This is a genomic window from Kluyvera cryocrescens NBRC 102467 (assembly GCF_001571285.1).
In the GTDB taxonomy this organism is placed as follows: domain Bacteria; phylum Pseudomonadota; class Gammaproteobacteria; order Enterobacterales; family Enterobacteriaceae; genus Kluyvera; species Kluyvera cryocrescens.
In genome coordinates this window covers 172,037-187,704 of the sequence record NZ_BCTM01000001.1, presented here as the reverse complement: position 1 = coordinate 187,704, position 15,668 = coordinate 172,037, and the positions used below count along the sequence as shown (strand labels likewise).

Here is a 15,668-nt window from a genome sequence, read left to right as displayed (position 1 = left end):
GGAATAATATAGAGCTTTTGGTTATTGGAGCCGACAGTCGCGGTCAGGAATAATTTTAAGACTGATAATATTGGGTTAATTGATTTTATGTTGCACATGATAATAAGCGGGATCATCTGCGGAGCCTTGCTGGGATTTGTTATGCAGCGCGGTCGCTTCTGCCTGACGGGTGGCTTCCGCGATATGTACATTACCAAAAACAACCGCATGTTTTATGCGCTACTGATTGCGATTTGTATTCAAAGCGTGGGTGTTTTCGCCCTGATTCAGTTCGGCGTAGTGCAGTATGACGCGGGCGCATTTCCGTGGCTGGGCACCGTGGTGGGGGGCTTTGTGTTTGGCATCGGTATCGTCTACGCCGGCGGCTGCGCCACAGGCACCTGGTATCGCGCCGGTGAAGGCCTAATCGGTAGCTGGATTGCGCTGGTGACTTACATGGTGATGAGCGCCGTAATGCGCTCACCGCACGCCGCTGGGCTGAATAAATTCCTCGGCGAGCACACGACCGCGCATAACGGTATCGCCGAAACGCTGAATATCTCCGTCTGGCCGATTATTGCCCTGTTGATCGTGGCGACGCTGTGGCTGGTACGCAAAGAGCTGAGCAAGCCGAAGCTGAAAGTGGCAACGCTGCCACCGCGTCGAAGTGGGCTTGCGCATCTGCTGTTTGAGAAGCGCTGGCATCCGTTTGTGACTGCCGTGCTGATTGGGCTTATCGCACTGCTGGCGTGGCCGCTGAGTGAAGCCACCGGCCGTATGTTTGGTCTCGGCATTACTTCGCCAACCGCCAACATCCTGCAGTTCCTGGTGGGTGGTGACAGTAAATACCTCAACTGGGGCGTCTTCCTGGTGCTGGGCATTTTCATTGGTTCATTCATTGCCGCGAAGGCGAGCCGTGAATTCCGCGTGCGCGCAGCTGACGCTAGCACCACCCTGCGTAGTGCCGGTGGCGGTGTCCTGATGGGCTTTGGCGCCAGCATCGCAGGCGGTTGCTCTATCGGCAACGGCCTGGTGATGACGGCGATGATGACCTGGCAGGGCTGGATTGGCCTCGTCTTTATGATCCTCGGCGTGTGGAGCGCCTCGTGGATGTTGTATGTTCGCCCGCAGCGGAAAGCCAAACTGAAATCCGCCACGGCTTAAGGAGCTAAACATGGTTGTAAAAAAACTGGATGTGGTGACGCAGGTTTGCCCGTTTCCATTAATCGAAGCGAAATCAGCAATGGCGGAACTGGCCAGCGGTGATCAACTGGTGATTGAATTTGACTGCACCCAGGCGACGGAAGCGATTCCCCAGTGGGCAGCGGAAGAGGGCTTCACCGTAACGGACTATCAGCAGTCCGGCGATGCGGCCTGGACCATCACCGTACAAAAATAGTGATGAAAAGCCTCGCACCGATGTGCGAGGCTTTGTGGTTTTAGACGATCTCCTGCGCGTACTGATACAGCGCCTTCAGCAGTGACAGCTTCTCGTTATCCCCTTCGTACTGCCCGTAAAGCATCTCCAGTTCCTGAGCGTAGGCCTGCAAAAACTCTGGCGTAAAGATCTGCCGACGATGCTCCAGCCAACGCTGTTGCTCATTTTCGTCGAGCGTACCCGGGTAATTACGCGCCCGATAGTTAAACAGCAGTTTCTCGATGCGGTTATCGGCAAAAGTGATATCCAGCGCCGGCAGGTTGCGCGGCTCGGTCTCCAGCACAATCTTCATTGCCGTGCGGTCAGCATCGCTAAAGAAGCCGTTATACAGCTGAGCATCGACGTTATCAGATGGCACAAACGGCTCGGCTTCGGCGAAAATTGCCACCACTTTCTCGCGCACCACCGGGTTTTCACGCAGCAGTTTTAAATTATCCAGGCACTGCTGGCGGTTAATGCCCAGCCGGTCAGCATCTTCCGGACGCAGCGTGTTGGCCTGCGCCAGCACCGGACACTTATTAAGATGCACCAGTTTGATAGGCACCGGTGAGTTATCGCCAAGCTCGGCTTTTGGGGTGTACAGCCGTTCACGGAGTGCGTCGGCATCCAGCTCGAGGAGCGGCGCAACGTCCCCGGCCAGGTCGACCATGATCACCGCATTGCGATTATCCGGGTGCCAGGCCAGCGGGGCGACCCAGCTGGTATTACCGCGCCAGGCGCCAAACATACCGGAGACGTGAACCAACGGCTTCATCTGCGGCACATCAATCAGCGTCATCAATTTATTTTTGCCGCGATAGGCATAAAGATAATCGAACAGCTTGGGCTGCTGAGCTTTTACCAACTTAGCCATGGCAATGGTGGCATAGACGTCGGCCATCGCATCGTGAGCATTACTGTGTTCAATGCCGTTGGCGCGAGTTAAATGCTCCAGACGGAAGCTCGGCAGGCCGTCTTCGTTTTCCGGCCAGTTGATCCCTTCCGGGCGCAGCGCATAGCAGGCACGCATCACGTCCAGCAGATCCCAGCGCGAATTACGGTTTTGCCAGCTCCAGGCATACGGATCGTAAAAATTACGATAGAAGATATTACGCGTCACTTCATCATCGAAGCGGACGTTGTTATAGCCCACCACGCAGGTTTCGGGCACGGTAAAAATATCGTGGATGCGTTTGGCAAAGGCCGCTTCATTGTCGCCTTTCGCGCGAGCTTCCTGCGGCGTGATACCGGTTATCAACACCGCTTCCGGTTGGGGCAGATAATCATCGGCGGGTTTGCAGTAAAAGACCTCAGGCTCGCCGATGATGTTGAAGTCATTGTCGGTTCGAATGGCAGCGAACTGCGCGGGTCGGTCGAGGGACGGGCTGGTTCCGAAAGTTTCATAGTCGTGAAACAGGAATCCCGGCGCGCTGGAAGTCTCTTGCATGGCGTTAACTGTGTCCGTGTATGGCGTTTGATGCCCATGGTAAACGATTTAGCCCAGCATCAGAAGGGCAGTCATGGGATCTGGAAGCGATCGCGCAGAGCGTTTTTTCGTGTGTAATTAGATGCATGTCATATTTTCTTGCAATTTAAGCCTGCCAGAAAGCACGAACTTCCGTAAAAAGGACGACGAATTTGTGAATGTTGAGGATTTACCGTTGAAAGCCCGTTTTCTTATTGCAGTCTCTTTGCTCGCTTCGAGCGTTTCGTGTGCATTTGCTGATGAATCCACGATCCCTTCCGTCACCCCGCCAGCCATTCAGGCCGGTTCATGGGTATTAATGGATTACACCACCGGGCAGATTTTAACCGCAGGTAATGAACATCAACAGCGTAACCCCGCCAGTCTGACCAAGCTCATGACCGGCTACGTCGTTGACCGCGCTATTGATAGCCACCATATCACGCCGGATGACATGGTCACCGTGGGGCGCGACGCATGGGCCGCAGGCAACCCCGTGTTTAATGGTTCATCGTTGATGTTCCTCAAAGCCGGCGACCGCCTGACGGTTCGCGATCTTAGCCGCGGCCTGATTGTCGACTCCGGTAACGATGCCTGCGTGGCGCTGGCGGATTATGTTGCGGGCGGCCAACCGCAGTTCGTCAAAATGATGAATCACTATGTAGAAACACTGAATCTGCGCGATACCCATTTTGAGACGGTACACGGTCTGGATGCGCCGGGGCAGCATAGCTCCGCCTACGATCTGGCGGTACTTTCCCGCGCCATCATTCACGGCGAGCCTGAGTTCTACCACATGTATAGCGAAAAGAGCCTGACGTGGAATGGCATCACCCAGCAGAACCGTAACGGCCTGCTGTGGGATAAAACCATGAATATCGATGGCCTGAAAACCGGCCACACCTCGGGGGCCGGCTTTAACCTGATCGCCTCTGCCGTCGATGGTCAGCGTCGCTTGATTGCGGTGGTGATGGGCGCGGACAGCGCGAAAGGCCGCGAAGAGCAGGCACGCAAATTATTGCACTGGGGCCAGCAAAACTTCGATACCGTGCAGATCCTTAAAAACGGCAAGAAGGTAGGCACCGAGCGTATTTGGTACGGCGATAAAGAGCACATTGATCTCGGCACCGATCAGGATTTCTGGTTGGCGCTGCCAAAAGCCGAAGTACCTAATATCAAAGCCAAATACGTGCTGGATAAGAAAGAGCTCGATGCACCGATTGCCGCGCATCAGCGCGTGGGTGAAATCCAACTTCTTGATGGTAATAAAGTGGTGGCCCAGTGGCCGCTGGTGACGCTGGAAAGCGTTGGCAAAGGCGGTATGTTCTCCCGTCTGAGCGATTATTTGCATCATAAAGCATAATTATTAAGACCCCATCCAGGGTCACACCGTTCACTTAAGCAAAGTGATTAGGGGAAACGCCGGGATTTGGTTCCCGGCGGTCGCCCCGGGTATCTCAATCTTAAACTCACGGTGTTACCCTCAAGGGGACGTTTTATTGCGGTGGTGGTCGCCTGTGCGAGCAGGTACAATTCACGCTTTCGTTTTGTCGGAGAATGGGTGTGCGCCCGGATAAGTCACTCAGCCCTTTTGAAATTCGCTTGTATCGCAATTACCGTACCGTTCACGGTGCGCGGATTGCGTTAGCCTTCGTTCTGACTTTTCTGATCGTCCGTCTGCTACACATTCCGGAAGGTTCCTGGCCACTGATTACGCTGGTGGTGGTGATGGGGCCGATCTCTTTTTGGGGCAATGTGGTACCGCGAGCGTTCCAGCGTATTGGTGGTACCGTCCTCGGCTCCGCGCTGGGGCTGGTGGCGCTGAAGCTGGAGCTGATTTCGCTGCCGTTGATGCTCATCTGGTGCGCCGGGGCGATGTTCCTCTGCGGCTGGCTGGCGCTGGGTAAAAAACCGTATCAGGCGCTGCTGATTGGCATCACCTTAGGCGTGGTTGTCGGTGCGCCACCGGGCGATATGACCACCGCGTTGTGGCGAAGCGGTGACGTCATCTTCGGCTGTCTGCTGGCGATGCTGTTTACCGGTATCTGGCCGCAGCGGGCGTTTATCCACTGGCGTATACAAATGGCGACCTTCGTCACCCAGTTTAACCGCATCTACCAGGCAGGGCTTTCACCTAACCTGATTGAGCGCCCGCGGCTGGAGAAGCATCTGCAAAAGGTGCTCAACGACGTGGTAAAAATGCGCGGCCTGATTACCCCGGCTAGCAAAGAGACGCATATCCATAAAGGCATTTTCGAAGCCATCCAAACGGTCAGCCGTAATCTGGTTTGTATGCTGGAGCTGCAGATCAACGCCCACTGGGCCACGCGCCCGAGTCATCTGCTGATGCTTAACGCGCATACGCTGCGTGAAACCCAAATGATGACGCAGCAAACGCTGCTGGCTATCGCCCACGCGCTGTACGAGGGAAACCCGCAGCCAATTAAAGCCAACAGTGAAAAACTTAACGATATTGCCGCCGAGCTGCGCCAACTGGTGAATGAATACAAAGGCGAAAATCTGTCGGAAACGCCGATCCACGGCTACGTTTGGTTAAGCATGGAGCTGGCGCGCCAGCTGGAGTTGTTGTCGAGTCTGATGTGCCGTGCATTGCGTAAATAAACGGCAGATACACGCACTTTTACGCCGGGTTGTTTCGATTCAGCTGTGTTTAGGGTTATGATGAAGCCAAAGCAAAAATGATTGTTTGCTACAACGCTGCTACGCCAATTCATACAGGTTGAAGGGTAGATCAGTAATGTGTACCTTAACGTGTAGCCGTTGTTTTAACGAATCCGAGTATCAACTATCAGGGGTATAAAAATGGAAACCACGAAACCGTCGTTTCAGGACGTACTAGAGTTCGTACGTTTGTTCCGTCGTAAGAACAAGCTGCAACGTGAAATTCAGGACGTTGAGAAAAAGATCCGTGACAACCAGAAACGCGTTCTGCTGCTGGACAACCTCAGCGACTACATCAAGCCAGGCATGAGCGTAGAAGCGATTCAGGGCATTATCGCTAGCATGAAGGGCGACTATGAAGATCGCGTTGATGACTACATCATCAAAAATGCTGAGCTGTCGAAAGAACGTCGCGACATCTCTAAAAAACTGAAAGTGATGGGCGAGCAGAAAGGCGAGTAACCGTCATGAGCGGGTGGTGACGCCGTCACCGCCCGAACTTACCGATATCTATTCAGAATCCTCCACCTTCAAGTGACATTGCGAACCATGCAGCAACATCAGGACACGCAATTATGATACTGGTGACCGGCGGCGCGAGAAGTGGAAAAAGCCGTCACGCAGAATCCTTAATCAGCCATTTTCCCCGGGTCCGTTATATCGCCACTTCGCAAATTTTTGATGCCGAAATGGCCGAACGCATCCAGCACCACCGGGACAGCCGTCCTGCCCACTGGCACACCGAAGAACGCTGGCAACATCTTGCCGACATCATCACCCCACAAAACGATCCCCAGGAAGCGATTTTGCTGGAGTGTATTACCACGCTTATCACCAATATCCTGTTCGCCTCAGGCAATGAAGAGGAGATTGAACGCTGGGATTTCGCCGCGCTGGAAAGCATGGTCAACCGGGAAATCGATGCGCTAATTGCGGCCTGTCGGCAGTGTCCGTCGCCGGTTGTGCTAGTGACCAATGAAGTGGGAATGGGCATTGTGCCCGAGAATCGTCTGGCCCGGCATTTCCGCGATATTGCCGGGCGAGTGAACCAAAAGCTGGCGCAGGCGGCAGATGACGTCTGGCTGGTGGTATCAGGGATTGGAGTCAAAATAAAATGAGTCGACTGTTCTTTGCCACGCTTTCCTTTATGAGTCGTCTACCGGTGCCGCAGCGCTGGTCGCAGGGGTTGGATCTGGACCGCTACGTCAGCGGCGTGATCACCTTTCCGGTCATTGGCCTGCTGCTGGGGGCGATAAGCGGGCTGGTCTTTATGATCGTTCAGGCGTGGTGCGGTATTCCGCTGGCCGCATTCTTCGCTGTCCTGGCGCTGGCGCTGCTGACCGGGGGCTTCCATCTTGATGGCCTGGCAGACACCTGCGATGGTATTTTCTCGGCGCGTCGGCGTGAGAAGATGCTGGAAATTATGCGAGACAGTCGGCTTGGTACCCACGGCGGGCTGGCGCTGATTTTTGTCCTGCTGGCTAAAGTGCTGGCAATGAGCGAACTGGCGCTGCGCGACACGCCAATGCTGGCGGCGATTGCCGCGACCTGTATCGCCGGGCGTTCGGCTTCGGTACTGCTGATGTATCGCCACCGCTATGCCCGCGAAGAGGGGCTGGGGAACCTATTCATCGGCAAAATCACCTTCCGCCAGACCTGGCTGACGTTGGTCATTGGCGGCGCGCTGGTGACTGCCCTGCTGGGAGTGCACGGTCTGCGCGCGCTGCTGGTGGCGTTTGTTGGTGTCTTCATTATTGGCCAACTGCTGAAACGGACGTTGGGCGGACAAACCGGCGACACGCTGGGTGCCGGGATCGAATTGGGTGAAGTGATCTTCTTGCTGGCGCTTTTGTAAGCCAGCGTTAAACAAAACGGATAAGAATAATGCAAACACTGGCTTCATTACTGGCGGCAATTCCCGACGTAGACAGCGTCGCGATGGCGCGCGCGCAGCAGCATATTGATGGATTACTGAAACCTACCGGTAGCCTTGGGCGTCTGGAGTCGCTGGCGGTTCAACTGGCGGGAATGCCGGGGCTACATGGCGTGCCGCAGGTGGATAACAAAGCCATTCTGGTGATGTGCGCCGACCACGGCGTTTGGCATGAGGGCGTAGCGGTGTCGCCGCAGGTGGTAACCGCCATTCAGGCCGCCAATATGACCCGCCACAACACCGGCGTTTGCGTGCTGGCGGCGCAGGCGGGGGCGCAGGTTCATGTGATTGACGTGGGCATCGATGCCGATCCGATTCCGGGCCTTATCGACATGAAAGTGGCGCGCGGCAGCGGTAATATTGCCAAAACGGCAGCAATGAGCGCTGAACAGGCGCAGTCTCTGCTTTTGGCGACCATGAACTATACCCGCAGCCTGGCGCAGCAGGGCGTGACGCTCTTCGGCGTGGGTGAACTGGGGATGGCCAACACCACGCCGGCCGCCGCCGTGGTAAGCGTACTGACCGGCACCGACCCGGAAGCCGTCGTCGGTATTGGCGCCAATCTGCCGCACGATCGGCTGCATCATAAAGTGGATGTTGTCCGCCGTGCTATTGCGCTAAACCAGCCTGATGCCAATGACGGTCTTGATGTGCTGGCGAAAGTAGGGGGCTTTGATCTGCTTGGGATGACCGGCGTGATGCTCGGCGCCGCCTCCTGCGGCCTGCCGGTGGTGCTTGATGGATTCCTTTCCTATGCATCGGCGCTGGCGGCCTGCCGGATTGCGCCAGGCGTGAAACCTTACCTCATTCCTTCCCACTATTCGGCGGAGAAAGGGGCGCGGATTGCGCTGGAGCATTTGGATCTGGTGCCGTACCTGAACATGGAGATGCGTCTGGGTGAAGGCAGCGGTGCGGCGATGGCGATGCACATTGTTGAGTCAGCCTGCGCGATGCATAACCGTATGGGAACGCTGGCGGGCAGCAATATTGTGCTACCTGTTTGATCAATGGGATGTGCCGGAGCTAGCCTCCGGCCATCTGCCGTAACAGCCATTCTTTCAGCGCTGCAATATCTTCGCGCTGCGCGTTATCGAATGTACTGACCAGATAATAGTTGGCCCCGGGCAATGATGCCGTAAACGGTGCCGTTAGCACCCCGCGTTTTAACAGATCCCGCGCCAGCAGTTCGCTGGCAATCACCACTCCTTGTCCTGCCACGGCAGCCTGTAGCGCGTGCGTTTCATCGCTAAAAGTCAGTCCCGCGTTAACGTTCAACCCCTCTGGTCCATAGCGCTTTTGCCAGTGCTCCCAGTTTGGCTCCGCAGCAGGGACATGGCGGTTTTCGACGTGAAACAGCGTCACGTTGCGTAGATCTTCAATCCGCGATAGCGCTAGCGTCGGGCTGGCGACCACAATAAAGCGGTCCTCATGCAGTAGCGTGCAGTGCAATTCAGCTTCCGGGGTCTCGCGATAGCGGATGGCGACGTCTACGCTGCGCTGGGTCAAATCAACACGCTCAACGCTGGTGTGCAATCGCAGGTCGATTGTCGGAAATTGGGTTTTGAAATCAGCCAGCCTTGGCACCAGCCAGTGGGTCAGGAAGTTGGAAGTGGTGGTTATCGTTAGCGCAGGCGGTTGTTGCTGACGAGCGACTTGCAAAGTGGCCTCTTCCAATGCTGCAAATGCCCGCTGGGTTCCGGCATACAGAATTTCTCCGCTTTCCGTCAACGTTACGCCCTGAGCGCTGCGCTCGCAGACCCGACAGTCCAGCACCGATTCCAGCAATTTTATCTGATGACTCACCGCCGTGGCGCTGACCCCCAACGTTTCTGCGGCCTGCTTAAAACTGCGGCAGCCGGCGACGGCGTGAAAGGCGCGCAGTGCGCCAAGCGGCGGTAGACGTATTTTTTTCATGGCTGAGTTTATTTCATCTATTGCTGAAAACTATGAGTTTGAGTCATCGATTATACAAGAGATAGGCTGTCGGCATGTAAACAGAGAAATGAAATTATCTCATCATTTCTCACTATTTGAGGTGTTAACGATGAGTTTATGTATCGAGCCCGCTGTGGCGAAAACGGGACATTCTGTGGGCAACAGAGTGCGCGTTATCACGCTGAGTATGATGATTGCGATGGCTGCCGTTGCGGTTGCCTTTGCGGGGCCTGGCGTAGGTGGCGGTCTATTGCTGATGATGCTTTGCGCATTTGCCGTAGGCGTAGCGCTGTTACGCTGGCCACTGCACGCCATGAGAGGCCGCCTGTCCACCATGCGCTATGGCTTATGGCTATCGGCTTTCGGTGGGCTGCTGATGCTGTTAGCGTTGCTGAGTGGGCAGGGGGACGTTCACCTGTGGCCCGGCATTCTCCTTAGTGGCTTGGGCTCGGGCATGACGCGAGGCAGCCTGGTAAAAACGTTGACGACCCGGGAGTGGGCGCTTGTCGCCGTGGCAAGTGCGTTGACGCTGGCGACGATATCGCTGATTACTTTATTTTCCGCGTCGGGTATCGAACGGTTTTGCTTCGCGCTGGCTTTGCCAATCGATCTGGCGCTGCTCGGCGTGCTGATTGTTGGTATCGCGGAAAATGAGGAACGCTAGAAAGCAAAAAGCCTGCTTAAAAGCAGGCTTTTCAAATTTGGCTCCTCTGACTGGACTCGAACCAGTGACATACGGATTAACAGTCCGCCGTTCTACCGACTGAACTACAGAGGAATCGGTGTGGAGTCGTATCTTAGCGGCGAAAAAATTTTTGTCAAACATCAATTGCCCTCATGTGATGTATTTGCCTAATCCATCAACAATTTGTCGCGAATCCCAACAAAAATTAAGGAAAAATGTTTTGCAGGATCAGCATTTCTCCATCATCATTTGAAATGTGGTTTCAACTTTCTGATCTAAGGCCCATTTTGAACGTCACCGCCGCCCTACGACAGGCCGTCTCACGCACGCCCTGGTATAAAAAACGCAAAAGCTACCGAGTGCTCTTCTGGCGTGAAATTACCCCCCTCGCGATACCTATTTTTCTGGAAAACACCTGCGTTCTGTTGATGGGCGTCCTCAGCACCTTCCTGGTGAGCTGGTTGGGCAAAGAGGCAATGGCGGGCGTTGGCCTGGCCGATAGCTTTAACATGGTGGTGATGGCCTTTTTCGCGGCCATCGATCTGGGGACCACGGTAGTGGTCGCCTTCAGCCTCGGCAAGCGTGACAGGCGCAAGGCGCGGGCGGCAGCTCGTCAGTCTCTGGTGATCATGACCCTGTTCGCCGTGGTGCTGGCGGCGGTGATCCACTATTTCGGTACCGAGATCATCAATATTGTCGCCGGTGATGCCAGTCCTGAGGTCAAAGCGCTGGCGTTGACCTATCTCGAGCTCACGGTACTGAGCTACCCGGCCGCGGCGATTGCGCTTATCGGTAGCGGTGCGCTGCGTGGGGCAGGGAATACCAAGATCCCGCTGATGATCAACGGCGGGATGAACATCCTCAATATCATTATCAGCAGCATTTTGATTTACGGGATTTTCTCGTGGGACGGGATGGGTTTTGCGGGCGCCGGTCTTGGCTTAACCATCTCTCGCTACATTGGCGCTGTGGTGACCATTATTGTGCTGATGGTGGGCTTTAATCCAGCGCTGCGGATCCCGCTGAAAAGCTACTTCAAACCGCTGAACTTCGCCATTATCTGGGAAGTGATGGGCATTGGCATTCCGGCCAGTATCGAATCGGTGCTGTTTAACGGCGGCAAGCTGTTAACGCAGATGTTCGTTGCCGGGATGGGGACCGATGTGATTGCCGGCAACTTTATCGCCTTCTCGGTTGCCGCGCTAATTAACCTGCCGGGTAACGCCCTCGGCGCCGCATCGACCATTATTACCGGTAAGCGGTTGGGGACAGGCCAACTGGCCCAAGCGGAACGACAGCTGCGACACGTTTTCTGGATGTCGACCATCGTTCTGACTCTTATCGCCTGGGGCACGGCGCCATTTGCCGGGCTGTTCGCCTCATTTTATACCCAGGAACAGGACGTCAAAGAGGTGGTGAAAATACTGCTGTGGATGAACGCCGCCTTTATGCCGATTTGGGCTGCCTCCTGGGTGCTGCCGGCAGGCTTTAAAGGTGCACGCGATGTGCGCTTCGCCATGTGGGTGTCGATGCTGAGCATGTGGGGCTGTCGCGTGGTGGTCGGTTACGTACTGGGTATCGTTTTAGGGTGGGGCGTCGTGGGCGTCTGGATGGGGATGTTCCTCGACTGGGCGACCCGCGCAGTGATGTTCTACCGCCGCTTGATTACCGGCCGCTGGGCGTGGAAGTACGCCCCGGCCAAAAAAACGGATGAGGGATAACGGCCTGATTGTGGTAAAAATCGGCAGCGGAAGACGGTTTTTAGGCGAATTGCAGAATAAACCAACAAACGAATTATTTTGTGCGAAACAGGCTTTGACAAGTGGGGTGCCCCTCGCTAATATTCGCCCCGTTCACACGATTCCTCTGTAGTTCAGTCGGTAGAACGGCGGACTGTTAATCCGTATGTCACTGGTTCGAGTCCAGTCAGAGGAGCCAAATTTAAAAAGCCTGCTTTTAAGCAGGCTTTTTGCTTTTCTGCGTTCCTCATTTGCGAGATGTGAACAATCACTACGCGGCACTAGACCAGACCGTTCGGTGAACAGCCTGCTGCCTGGGGAGTTCCTTAGGCGGTTGGCATAAGGCAATATCAGTTGATCAAGTTGTCCATATCTTTAGCTACATCGAAAACTGAATTTTTCCACTACAACCATTGTGAATTTATTTATTGTTACGTTAAAAACACAATATCCCTAGCCATCTTTCAGTTTTTTTGTGGTGCCATTCAATTTTTGGTGAGTGGCTACTAGGGGGGTAGTGTTATAGTTGGTTACTAGCAGAGGCAGTAGCTATTCACATCACCGAATGAATGTATAATCATAAACGATAGAATATGGTGTTGGATGGTTTAATATCTATGAAATATATTCAAAGTATAATCTGAAGTTATTAACCCCCCCCCATTGAAGTAGTGTTATTTGTTTTTATTAGAACATCTATGCGCTAGGCACTAATTGTTAAATTTATAATCCTGGGTTGAACTACGGTGTTCCTATCAGGCCTGATACAGCAAAAGTTAAGTTGAGTTATTAAATCATACCGAACGATGGCGTTCTGGTGTGAGTGTATATTTCAGATAATGTAAACAAGGAGTGTATTATGGTTAGTGCAACTGCACCCGGTATTCTTATTCGTAATTTGAAAATTGAACACGACGTAACAACTCAGACTATTCAGGATAATTTTAACAACACACTACCTGACGCCTCTAATCCGCTCATCATTCTTGATCCTTATCGCTGTAATCCGCTTGCTGCGTTGATATGTATTCGTACCGAGGTTGCGGCTCAAGTTAAGGTTGATATAGCTGGGTCCGATGGCATAAGTGATATCAGTTTCATGTATCCGAAGGATGGTTTTGCACAGAATCTCTTTATTCCTGTAGCAGGATTACATGCGGATATGGATAATATAGTCACAGTTACATTTAATTTTTCTGACCAGACAACTCAGACGCTAGAGTATACTGTTACAACATCACCACTTCCTGTTTCTTCTGTTCTTCTTCCTACTCTACATGAGCCGAATCAGTTCAATTATCAAAAAAATATCTCAGCAATGGCTGACGGATTTACTTTTATTGCCCCACAATCGGCTTATCCTGTGGGGATTGATTCATCGAGCAATATTCGCTGGTTGCTAACCGGAGATTATGTCAATACAGAATGGTCAGATATTGAACGTCTATCAAATGGTAATTTTCTGCTCAGCTTTGGTTTCTTCGAATTACGTGAAGTTGATATTCTAGGTTGCTGTGTACGACAAACTATGTTGAATTCCAGAATGCACCATGATTGGTACGAGCTTGATAATGGCCAGTTATTGATCACGACAGAAGATCCCGAACATCCGAATAACTATGTGATGGATGTCACCGCAGTAATCAACTATCCTGAATCAGCCGAAAATGTCAGTGAGTTTCGCCTCCGTGAAGTTCTCGATGTGTCGCGTCTGGCTGTTCCTAACGTTAATGCTCAGGGAGCAACTGACGAAAAGGACTGGTTCCATAACAATCGATCGATTTACGATCCGTCAACGGACAGCGTGATTATTTCTGGCCGCCACCAAGATACCATTCTCTCAGTCGTCTCTAGCGCTGGTGCCCTTGATCATAAATTGGCAATTGATGATATTAACTGGATCATGGGGCCACATGATAACTGGGCAGACACTTACCAGTCGAAGTTGCTGACACCGCTTGATAGCGAGGGATCCATCATCAGCGATAAGGCTGCAAACCTTGATTTCTGGAACTGGGGTCAGCACTCAGTCACACTGCCAGTTGATCAACCTGCCGAAGCAGGTCTGACGGATATTATCATTTTTAATAATGGTAACTATCGTAGTTATGCTGCGGCTCTACAGGTACCGGCTGCAGAAAACTACTCAGAATGTTCGCGCTATCGCATTGATACCAATGCAATGACGATTCAACGTACATGGACATTTGGTCATGAGATGGGAAGCCTGCGTTATGGCTCTTATGTCGGGAGCGTTCGTGATTACGACACAACTTATCTCGTCAATCACGGAGGAATCTGTCTGGATGATGCTGGCATCAATGTGGGAACGCATTGGGGAGATCCGGACAATGATGGCACGGTTGCCACCATCAATCCGACGGTCTGCGTCTATGAAGTGCTGAAGGAAACACGCGAAGTCATCTGGGCCATGGAATTCTCCTGGCAGGATTACCCGTACTTCATTTTCTATAACTTCAAGGCCATCAGAGCCACGATGTATCCGTCAGCCATTTATGGTTGATTACATGCCACTGAGCCCGGAGCAGGATTGTTCCGGGCTGCAATAGACGCTGCTACCTGCATAACGTTAGCCGGTGGGCGCTGATTTTTTATTTGTTCGGCCATATAACTCATGTATGGGTTGAGATGACTGAATATCGCTTTATAACCTGTACACAGGTGGTTATGCCAGCGCTCACCCATTCTGTGTATCCGGTGCTTGGGGCATCCCCCATGGCAAGTGAACCGCCACTCACAACGCTTGCACTCTGCGCTCACCTCTGTTTTGGCAAGCCCAAATTTACGTTGCTGTTTGCTGGCAGCCATTTTTGCCAGGCTTTCACGCCGCAGATTTCCCAGGCGGTGTTCAGGATAGACGTAATGGTCGCAGCTGTAGACGTCACCGTCCTGCTCTACCACCAGGCCAAAACCACAGGAAGGCTGCATTACACACAGCGATGGTTTTTCACCCAACCAGGCCGCCAGCGCGCTGTCAAACATCTGCACATACACCCGACCCACATCTCTTTGCACCCACTGGTCAAAAACTCCTGTCATAAATCGTCCCCACTGTTCCCCGGAGACTGACCACTCTGTGACGGAGCCGACAAGTGTCTGCGGATAGAGCAATTCGCCGTATTTCTCGTTAACCGGACGCTGTTCGACCGCTGGGATAAACTGAACAAATTCAGCCTTCAGCTCATGGGTCAGATACTCGTAAATTTCCTGTGGGTGTTCAGCGGTGACATTGTTGACTACGGTCAGAATATTCACATCAACATAGTGTTTCTTCAGCAAATTCATGGCTCGCAGTACTTTGTTGAAAACAGACTGCCCACTTCGGGTTTTCCTGTAGCGGTTATGCAGCCAGGCTGGCCCATCAATAGAGAGCCCGACTAGAAACTTATTCTTCGCCAGAAATTCAGCCCATGCTTCATCAATCAGTACACCGTTGGTCTGTATGCTGTTAGTGATACGTTTTTTCCCTGCATATTTGCTCTGCAGCTGTAGCGCTTTTTCATAAAACGCAATACCAGCAAGCGTGGGTTCGCCTCCTTGCCAGGTGAATTCCACTTCCAGACCGGGGTTGGCTTCAATGTACTGCCGAACATAGGCTTCAAGGGTGACATCATCCATATGACGAGCGGGCTTACGAGGTTTCAACGTCCCCTGTTCTTTTTCCAGATAGAAACAGTAGTCACAGGCAATATTGCACTGATAACTGACGGGCTTGGCCATTAAATGGAAAGGTTTGCTCATGGTTGCTCCTGAATTAATCACACATGATGTTTAGTGACATTGCTCACTCTTTTATCAATGCGTTTTGACAT

Annotated in this window: 15 protein-coding genes and 2 tRNA genes; 13 read left to right on the top strand and 4 right to left on the bottom strand. The window is 52.9% G+C overall.

Features of this window, described 5'->3' with window-relative positions; genetic code table 11:
• Positions 1-87: 87 nt before the first annotated feature.
• Positions 88-1,143, top strand: a complete 1,056-nt coding sequence (tsuA, locus tag KCR01S_RS00980; protein ID WP_061279295.1) for a thiosulfate utilization transporter TsuA/YeeE — start codon at positions 88-90, stop codon at positions 1,141-1,143.
• Positions 1,144-1,153: 10 nt separating this feature from the next.
• Complete coding sequence (tsuB, locus tag KCR01S_RS00975) at positions 1,154-1,378, top strand: thiosulfate utilization sulfurtransferase TsuB/YeeD (protein ID WP_061279294.1); 225 nt, start codon at positions 1,154-1,156, stop codon at positions 1,376-1,378.
• Between the two features lie 40 nt (positions 1,379-1,418).
• Here the strand turns inward: tsuB and sbcB are convergent, their stop codons facing one another.
• Entirely contained in the window at positions 1,419-2,843 is a 1,425-nt protein-coding gene (sbcB, locus tag KCR01S_RS00970; protein ID WP_061279293.1) for an exodeoxyribonuclease I, read from the bottom strand.
• A 214-nt stretch (positions 2,844-3,057) separates the two neighbouring features.
• On the opposite strand from sbcB, the gene dacD reads away from it, so the two are divergent.
• The 6 genes from dacD (at position 3,058) to cobT (ending at position 8,480) form a co-directional block, all read left to right on the top strand.
• A complete protein-coding gene (gene dacD / locus KCR01S_RS00965) occupies positions 3,058-4,224 on the top strand; it encodes a serine-type D-Ala-D-Ala carboxypeptidase DacD (RefSeq protein ID WP_061279460.1) in 1,167 nt (388 codons plus the stop codon).
• 200 nt (positions 4,225-4,424) lie between these two features.
• Entirely contained in the window at positions 4,425-5,483 is a 1,059-nt protein-coding gene (locus KCR01S_RS00960) for an FUSC family protein (protein ID WP_061279459.1), read from the top strand.
• 201 nt (positions 5,484-5,684) lie between these two features.
• Complete coding sequence (locus KCR01S_RS00955; RefSeq protein WP_035894853.1) at positions 5,685-6,005, top strand: DUF496 family protein; 321 nt, start codon at positions 5,685-5,687, stop codon at positions 6,003-6,005.
• Between the two features lie 110 nt (positions 6,006-6,115).
• The gene (gene cobU / locus KCR01S_RS00950) at positions 6,116-6,661 is read left to right on the top strand and encodes a bifunctional adenosylcobinamide kinase/adenosylcobinamide-phosphate guanylyltransferase (protein WP_061279292.1); all 546 of its coding nucleotides are present in this window, start codon (positions 6,116-6,118) and stop codon (positions 6,659-6,661) included.
• A complete protein-coding gene (gene cobS, locus KCR01S_RS00945; protein ID WP_061279291.1) occupies positions 6,658-7,398 on the top strand; it encodes an adenosylcobinamide-GDP ribazoletransferase in 741 nt (246 codons plus the stop codon). Before cobU ends, cobS begins: the two co-directional genes overlap by 4 nt.
• A 29-nt stretch (positions 7,399-7,427) precedes the next feature.
• Positions 7,428-8,480: a nicotinate-nucleotide--dimethylbenzimidazole phosphoribosyltransferase gene (cobT, locus tag KCR01S_RS00940; protein ID WP_061279290.1), complete on the top strand. Its 1,053-nt coding sequence runs from the start codon at positions 7,428-7,430 to the stop codon at positions 8,478-8,480.
• Between the two features lie 19 nt (positions 8,481-8,499).
• Here the strand turns inward: cobT and KCR01S_RS00935 are convergent, their stop codons facing one another.
• A complete protein-coding gene (locus KCR01S_RS00935; RefSeq protein ID WP_061279289.1) occupies positions 8,500-9,390 on the bottom strand; it encodes a LysR substrate-binding domain-containing protein in 891 nt (296 codons plus the stop codon).
• 175 nt (positions 9,391-9,565) lie between these two features.
• On the opposite strand from KCR01S_RS00935, the gene KCR01S_RS00930 reads away from it, so the two are divergent.
• Positions 9,566-10,075, top strand: a complete 510-nt coding sequence (locus KCR01S_RS00930) for a hypothetical protein (RefSeq protein WP_146751544.1) — start codon at positions 9,566-9,568, stop codon at positions 10,073-10,075.
• 38 nt (positions 10,076-10,113) lie between these two features.
• On the opposite strand, the gene KCR01S_RS00925 is transcribed toward KCR01S_RS00930, so the two are convergent.
• Positions 10,114-10,189 (bottom strand) — tRNA-Asn (locus KCR01S_RS00925).
• 6 nt (positions 10,190-10,195) lie between these two features.
• On the opposite strand from KCR01S_RS00925, the gene KCR01S_RS25865 reads away from it, so the two are divergent.
• The 4 genes from KCR01S_RS25865 (at position 10,196) to KCR01S_RS23720 (ending at position 14,359) form a co-directional block, all read left to right on the top strand.
• Positions 10,196-10,267 (top strand): DUF5951 family protein, encoded by a 72-nt coding sequence (locus tag KCR01S_RS25865; RefSeq protein WP_373880260.1) that lies wholly within the window; start codon positions 10,196-10,198, stop codon positions 10,265-10,267.
• Positions 10,268-10,350: 83 nt separating this feature from the next.
• Positions 10,351-11,817 carry an EmmdR/YeeO family multidrug/toxin efflux MATE transporter gene (locus KCR01S_RS00920; protein WP_061279287.1) on the top strand — a complete coding sequence of 489 codons (1,467 nt, stop codon included), beginning with the start codon at positions 10,351-10,353 and terminating at the stop codon, positions 11,815-11,817.
• Positions 11,818-11,958: 141 nt separating this feature from the next.
• Positions 11,959-12,034: transfer RNA gene (locus KCR01S_RS00915), tRNA-Asn, on the top strand.
• A gap of 660 nt (positions 12,035-12,694) precedes the next feature.
• Entirely contained in the window at positions 12,695-14,359 is a 1,665-nt protein-coding gene (locus KCR01S_RS23720; RefSeq protein WP_072277051.1) for an aryl-sulfate sulfotransferase, read from the top strand.
• Here the strand turns inward: KCR01S_RS23720 and KCR01S_RS00905 are convergent.
• Positions 14,350-15,597, bottom strand: coding sequence for an anaerobic sulfatase maturase (locus KCR01S_RS00905; protein ID WP_061279285.1), 1,248 nt, complete (start codon positions 15,595-15,597; stop codon positions 14,350-14,352). The genes KCR01S_RS23720 and KCR01S_RS00905 overlap by 10 nt on opposite strands.
• Positions 15,598-15,668 lie beyond the last annotated feature (71 nt).

Coding starts and splice junctions, on each gene's coding strand:
- sbcB (WP_061279293.1), bottom strand. CDS start 2,843: ATGCAAGAGACTTCCAGCGCGCCGGGATTCCTGTTTCACGACTATGAA.
- KCR01S_RS00955 (WP_035894853.1), top strand. CDS start 5,685: ATGGAAACCACGAAACCGTCGTTTCAGGACGTACTAGAGTTCGTACGT.
- cobS (WP_061279291.1), top strand. CDS start 6,658: ATGAGTCGACTGTTCTTTGCCACGCTTTCCTTTATGAGTCGTCTACCG.
- KCR01S_RS00905 (WP_061279285.1), bottom strand. CDS start 15,597: ATGAGCAAACCTTTCCATTTAATGGCCAAGCCCGTCAGTTATCAGTGC.
- KCR01S_RS23720 (WP_072277051.1), top strand. CDS start 12,695: ATGGTTAGTGCAACTGCACCCGGTATTCTTATTCGTAATTTGAAAATT.
- tsuA (WP_061279295.1), top strand. CDS start 88: ATGTTGCACATGATAATAAGCGGGATCATCTGCGGAGCCTTGCTGGGA.
- KCR01S_RS00920 (WP_061279287.1), top strand. CDS start 10,351: ATGTGGTTTCAACTTTCTGATCTAAGGCCCATTTTGAACGTCACCGCC.
- KCR01S_RS00935 (WP_061279289.1), bottom strand. CDS start 9,390: ATGAAAAAAATACGTCTACCGCCGCTTGGCGCACTGCGCGCCTTTCAC.
- cobT (WP_061279290.1), top strand. CDS start 7,428: ATGCAAACACTGGCTTCATTACTGGCGGCAATTCCCGACGTAGACAGC.
- tsuB (WP_061279294.1), top strand. CDS start 1,154: ATGGTTGTAAAAAAACTGGATGTGGTGACGCAGGTTTGCCCGTTTCCA.